This is a genomic window from Clostridioides sp. ES-S-0108-01 (assembly GCF_020662285.1).
Taxonomy (GTDB): Bacteria; Bacillota; Clostridia; order Peptostreptococcales; family Peptostreptococcaceae; genus Clostridioides.
Window position 1 is genome coordinate 1 of the sequence record NZ_JADGMN010000045.1, and the last position, 5948, is coordinate 5948.

The 5948-nt window shown below is 28.1% G+C and carries 3 protein-coding genes and 3 rRNA genes; 5 read left to right on the top strand and 1 reads right to left on the bottom strand.

Going from position 1 to position 5948, the window contains the following annotated elements; translation table 11 throughout:
• Positions 1-101 (top strand): 23S ribosomal RNA (locus IR152_RS19375); the annotation flags it as partial.
• Between the two features lie 126 nt (positions 102-227).
• Positions 228-344, top strand: a 5S ribosomal RNA gene (gene rrf, locus IR152_RS19380).
• A gap of 217 nt (positions 345-561) precedes the next feature.
• On the opposite strand, the gene IR152_RS19385 is transcribed toward rrf, so the two are convergent.
• Complete coding sequence (locus IR152_RS19385) at positions 562-1746, bottom strand: pyridoxal phosphate-dependent aminotransferase (protein ID WP_227453470.1); 1185 nt, start codon at positions 1744-1746, stop codon at positions 562-564.
• Between the two features lie 372 nt (positions 1747-2118).
• Here IR152_RS19385 and IR152_RS19390 point away from each other — a divergent pair, with 372 nt between their 5' ends.
• The 3 genes from IR152_RS19390 to IR152_RS19400 form a co-directional block, all read left to right on the top strand.
• Entirely contained in the window at positions 2119-4470 is a 2352-nt protein-coding gene (locus tag IR152_RS19390; protein ID WP_227453471.1) for an anaerobic ribonucleoside triphosphate reductase, read from the top strand.
• Between the two features lie 21 nt (positions 4471-4491).
• Positions 4492-5031 (top strand): anaerobic ribonucleoside-triphosphate reductase activating protein, encoded by a 540-nt coding sequence (nrdG, locus tag IR152_RS19395; RefSeq protein ID WP_227453472.1) that lies wholly within the window; start codon positions 4492-4494, stop codon positions 5029-5031.
• 795 nt (positions 5032-5826) lie between these two features.
• Positions 5827-5948: ribosomal RNA gene (locus IR152_RS19400) — 16S ribosomal RNA — on the top strand; the annotation flags it as partial.

Sequence of the window (5948 nt, forward strand, 5' to 3'; positions counted from 1 at the left end):
AAGGGTAAGACCCCAGAAAGACTATCTGGTTGATAGGTCGAAGGTGTAAGTGCAGCAATGTATTTAGCTTATCGATACTAATAGGTCGAGGACTTGACCAATATTTATTTGATGTTCATTAATTAAGGTATATATGTAGTTTTTAGAGTGTTAACTCTAAAGAAACTAGTATTACTAGGTTCTAAAAACTTACTAAAACTTAATAGAAATATTAAGCATAAAGATTATGTGGTTACAATAGCAGAGAGGATACACCTGTTCCCATTCCGAACACAGAAGTTAAGCTCTCTAGCGCTGATGGTACTTGGTGGGAAACTACCTGGGAGAGTAGGACGTAGCCACGTAATTTTTTTTGTTATTATAAATTTAGAATTTAACTTATGTAGTTTAGTTTAATATTTTAATGGATAAAATAAAAGACTTATAGATTTAAAAATCAGTAAGTCTTTTATTTTTTATTTAGTACTTTAATTAAGTTATTGAATATATCTTATATACTTACTTGATATGTTAACTATTATTAATACATTATATCCAAGCACTATTTAATCTAAATTCTTATTATGCCATTATTTTATATACAAATTCTTTTAATTTATCTAATCCAGATAAGAAAGTATTTTCACTGCAAGCATAAGATATACGAATATATTTATCCATACCAAATGCTATACCAGGAACAACTGCAACATTATATTCTTCTAAAAACTGATTACAGAATTCTATAGAAAAACTATCTTTATATTCAAATTTCTCAGATACTTTAGAAAGGTCTATAAATGCATAGAATGCACCATTTGGATTTACGTATCCTACATTCTCTATAGAGTCTAGTTTTGATTTAATTAAATCTCTTCTAGATTTATAGGTTTTAACCATATTGTCTATGTCAGTTGAGCAATCTTTTAAGGCTCCATATGCTATGTATTGTGCTGTCAAACTTGGGTGAGATATGAGATGTCCTTGTATAGAACTCATTGCTTTAGCAATCGTTTTATTAGATGCAGTATATCCTAATCTTAATCCAGTCATTGCAGCTGACTTAGAAAAACCATTTATAGTTATTGTTATATCTTTAGCTTCTTTGCTTAAGGATGCAATTGATGTAAACTCTTTATCATAGCATATTTTTTCATATATTTCATCTGCTAAAATATATATTTTATTTTGTATACATACATCTGCTATTTCTATTAATTCATCTTTTGTATAAACACTACCAGTAGGATTTGAAGGGTTGTTTATTACAAGAAGTTTTGTTTTATCTGTTATAGATTTTTCAAGCTCTTCTTTTGTTAACTTGAATCCATTTTCTTTTTTCGTATCAATGAAAACTGGAACAGCATTAACCAACTTAACCATTTCAGGATAACTAACCCAATAAGGTTTTGGTAATAATACTTCATCTCCTTCATCTGTTAAAGCTAGTAAAGTATTTGTTATTGAGTTTTTTGCTCCACTTGATACAACTATTTCGTCTATTGAGTAGTTACAATTATTTTCTTCAATAAGTTTTTTACATATTTCCTCTCTAAGTATTTTTAATCCTGGAACTAAATCATATTTAGTGCAATCTTTATTTAAAGAATCAATACCGTAAGATTTTGCGTTATTAGGTACATTAAAATCAGGTTCTCCTATACTAAGATTTATTACTTTAATTCCGTTATTTTCCATTTCTTTAACTTTAGAACTAATACCTATTGTGTAGGATGGTGTTATAAAGTTTAGTCTTTTTGATAACATAAAATGCCTCCTTTTAAATTATTATTTATATTATACGACAATTTCAAAGAATTTACATAAGGAAATTTGTAGATATATACATTAATATATATAAAAATATATGGTTTTTGCCTAAAATTAGTGTAAAAAAAAGAGAAAAAGTTTTTGACTCTTAGAGTTGTTAGAAACGCTACTGTTCAAAATATCCACATAGTATTTGCAATGATTTGCGTAAGTTTGACTATTATGTACAAATTTGGTAATCTTAATATAGCAATTATTAAGATAATCCCTTTAACTTAGTTGAAGGGGATTTTTTTAGACTTAATATACTACATATAGTGGTATGTAGATTAACAAAATACAATATATAGTAATAGGAGGTTTTTTTAATTGGTTGAATTCGTAAAAAAAAGAGATGGAAGAGTAATCCCATTTAATGAAGATAGAATAACAAGAGCTATATTTTTAGCAGCGACGAATGTTGCAGAAAGGGAAGGAATAGTACCTGATTATAAATTATCTGAGCAATTAACTCAAGAAGTAATAAAATTTTTAAATCATAAATACTCAGAATCAGTTCCAAGTGTTGAAGATATTCAAGATTCTGTAGTTAAGGTTCTTATAGAAACTGGCCATGCAAAAACTAGCGAAGAATATATAATATACAGAACTGAAAGAAGTAGAATAAGAAATTCAAAAACAAGATTGATGAAGGCAATAGAGGAAATTACTTTTGAGGATGCAGAAGATGCTGATATAAAAAGAGAAAATGCAAATATTAATGGCAATACAGCCATGGGAACTATGTTACAATATGGAAGTACTGTATCTAAAGAATTTTGTAAGACTCATATATTAAAACCAGAACATTCTTTTGCTCATGATAATGGAGATATACACATACATGATATGGACTTTTTAAATATGGGAACATTAACTTGCTGTCAAATAGATGTTAAAAAACTATTTAATGGTGGATTTTCAACAGGACATGGTTTTTTAAGAGAACCACAAGACATAATAAGTTATGGAGCATTAGCTGCAATTGCTATACAGAGCAATCAAAATGATCAACATGGAGGTCAAAGTATACCATTCTTCGATTATGGATTGGCTGAAGGTGTATATAAGACATTTAAGAAATTCTACATAGGAAATTTAGCTAAAGCGTTGAAGTTATTTAAAGGAATTGAAAATAATGATGCAATAAAGAACATAGTATATAATACAGAAAAAGAAACAAATCAAAAGGTTGGTCTTAAGAGAGATGAATTGTATCTAAACTTAGAAAAAGAGAAATTAATAGAGACTTTTGATATAGATGAGGAATTTGTAAATAACATACAAAACTTTGCATTTGAAGAATCGTATAGAGAAACTGATAAAAAAACATATCAATCTATGGAAGCATTTATACACAATCTAAACACAATGCATTCTAGAGCAGGTGCACAAGTACCATTCTCAAGTGTAAACTTCGGAACAGATACTTCTGAAGAAGGAAGAATGGTGACTAAGAATCTTCTATTATCTCAAGAAAGAGGTTTAGGTAATGGAGAGACACCAATTTTTCCAATTTTAATATTTAAGGTCAAAGAAGGTATAAATTTAAATCCTGAAGATCCTAATTATGATTTATTTAAATTATCATGCAGAGTATCAGCTAAAAGACTATTCCCTAATTTTAGTTTTTTAGATGCGCCTTTTAATGCAAAATATTATAAAAAAGGTGAACCAGATACAGAAGCTACATATATGGGTTGTAGAACAAGAGTACTTAGTAATGTGTGTGGTTCAGAAACAGTTAGTGGTAGAGGAAATATATCTTTCACTACAGTAAACTTACCAAGATTGGGTATAAAACATGGTATTGTAAATAGTGAAAAAGCTAATTTAGATGATTTTTTTGAAGAATTAGATGAGAAGATAAACTTAATTATAGAACAATTATTAGAGCGTCTTGAGGTTCAAGGAAATAAAAAGATGAAGAACTTCCCATTCTTGATGGGGCAAAGCGTATGGAAAGGTTCTGATGATTTAGGACCAGAAGATACATTAAAAGAAGTAATAAAACAAGGAACATTGACAATTGGATTTATAGGTTTAGCAGAGTGCCTTATTGCTCTTATAGGTAAACATCATGGAGAAAGTAAAGAAGCTCAAGAGTTAGGATTAAAAATAGTGTCACATATGAGAGATAAAATGGATGAAGCAACAGACAAATACAAATTAAATTTTTCTTTAATGGGTACTCCAGCAGAAGGTCTTTCAGGTAGATTTACCAAAATAGATAAAAAAGTCTATGGAGAAATCAAAGGTATTACAGATAAAGAATATTATACTAATTCATTCCATGTACCAGTTTATTATAATATAAGTGCATATGATAAAATTGAGGTAGAAGCTCCATACCATGAATTGACTAATGCAGGTCATATAACATATGTAGAGCTAGATGGAGATCCATCTGACAATCTAGAAGCTTTTGAAACTGTTATAAAAGCTATGAAGGATTTGGGTATAGGATATGGCAGTATAAATCATCCTGTAGATAGAGATCCAATATGTGGCTTTTCAGGTGTAATAACAAGTAATATATGTCCTGTATGTGGAAGAAATGAAGATGAAAGTGATATCAAATTTGAAAGAATAAGAAGAATAACAGGATACTTAGTTGGTACAGTTGATCGATTTAATAATGCCAAAAAAGCAGAAGTAAGAGATAGAGTAAAACATAGATAGTTTTATTTGGGGGAATAAGTTATGAAAATAAGAATGTCATCTACTATAAGTTATGACAGTATAGTTGATGGACCAGGATTAAGAATGGTAATATGGACTCAAGGATGTATTCATAACTGTAAAGAATGCCATAATCCTCAAACACATGATTTATGTGGGGGATTTTATATGGATACAGAAGAAATTATAAATAAGGTAAAGTCATTGAAATTACAAAGGGGCATTACCTTATCAGGAGGAGAACCATTTTTACAGCCAGAACCATTAGAAGAAATAGCAAGAGAAGCTAAAAGAAATGGATTGGATGTATGGTCATATACTGGGTTTACATTTGAACAACTGTTAGATAAAAAAAATAGCACATATTTTAAAAGTTTAAATTTACTAAAACAAATTGATGTTTTAGTAGATGGCAAATTTATGGCTGAAAAAAAAGATATAAGTTTAAAATTTAGAGGTTCATCAAATCAAAGGATAATTGATGTTCAAAAAAGTTTGAAATATAAAAAAGTATTTTTAGTTGGACAATATATGAAGGATGATTTATCTATAGCAGAATAAGCAGATAAGTAGATGGGAGTAAATATAAGGATATATTTACTTTCGTCTATTTTTATGCGATATTTCAAATTTTTATAATATAAAATATAACAATTAAACTAAAATACTTATTGTATATTTGAACTTAAGTCTTTTATATTTTAGGTTGTTTTATATGGTTTCTAAAGGATATATCAGATATTATCTAATTGATTCTTTGCTAGGGAACAAATATCCAATTGACTTAGAAAAATTTTTAATTATTATAATATAAATATTTGGATAAATATATAAAATACTGATAAGTAATTTAGAAAGTTTATTAATCTATGATTATAGATGTTGATATTAAGTAGTCTAAAAAATATAAAAGATTTAAAATAGGTGTTTTAACTAAATACATAAGTGTTAATTTAACATATAAACAAATTCTATAATACAAATTAGATAAATAAGTCATAATTATGTAATATCTATCTTTGTAAAAAAATATTAAACTTTGTAATTTGTGGATAAATATGTTTATAATGTGGATAATATTTAATGTAATAAGTTAAAACAATATGAACCAGCTGTTTATAATGTGGATAATATTATAAATGTATAGATAAGTGGAACATTTAAAAATAAAAAATATTAAAAAAGTTGTTGACTCTAAAAGAAAAAGTTGGTATAGTAATACTTGTCCTCAAGAAAAGGATAAACACATAAAGCATAAAGAACTTTGAAAATTAAACAGTAGGTTAATTTATAAACAAGAAACAAACCATAAAGCCAGATATTTTGATAATAATAGTATCTGAGCCTGATGAACTTTTATTTGAGAGTTTGATCCTGGCTCAGGATGAACGCTGGCGGCGTGCCTAACACATGCAAGTTGAGCGATTTACTTAGGTAAAGAGCGGCGGACGGGTGAGTAACGCGTGGGTAACCTACCC

Excerpts from the sequence above, each read along its gene's own strand:
- IR152_RS19385 (WP_227453470.1), bottom strand. The coding sequence starts at position 1,746 with ATGTTATCAAAAAGACTAAACTTTATAACACCATCCTACACAATAGGT.
- nrdG (WP_227453472.1), top strand. The coding sequence starts at position 4,492 with ATGAAAATAAGAATGTCATCTACTATAAGTTATGACAGTATAGTTGAT.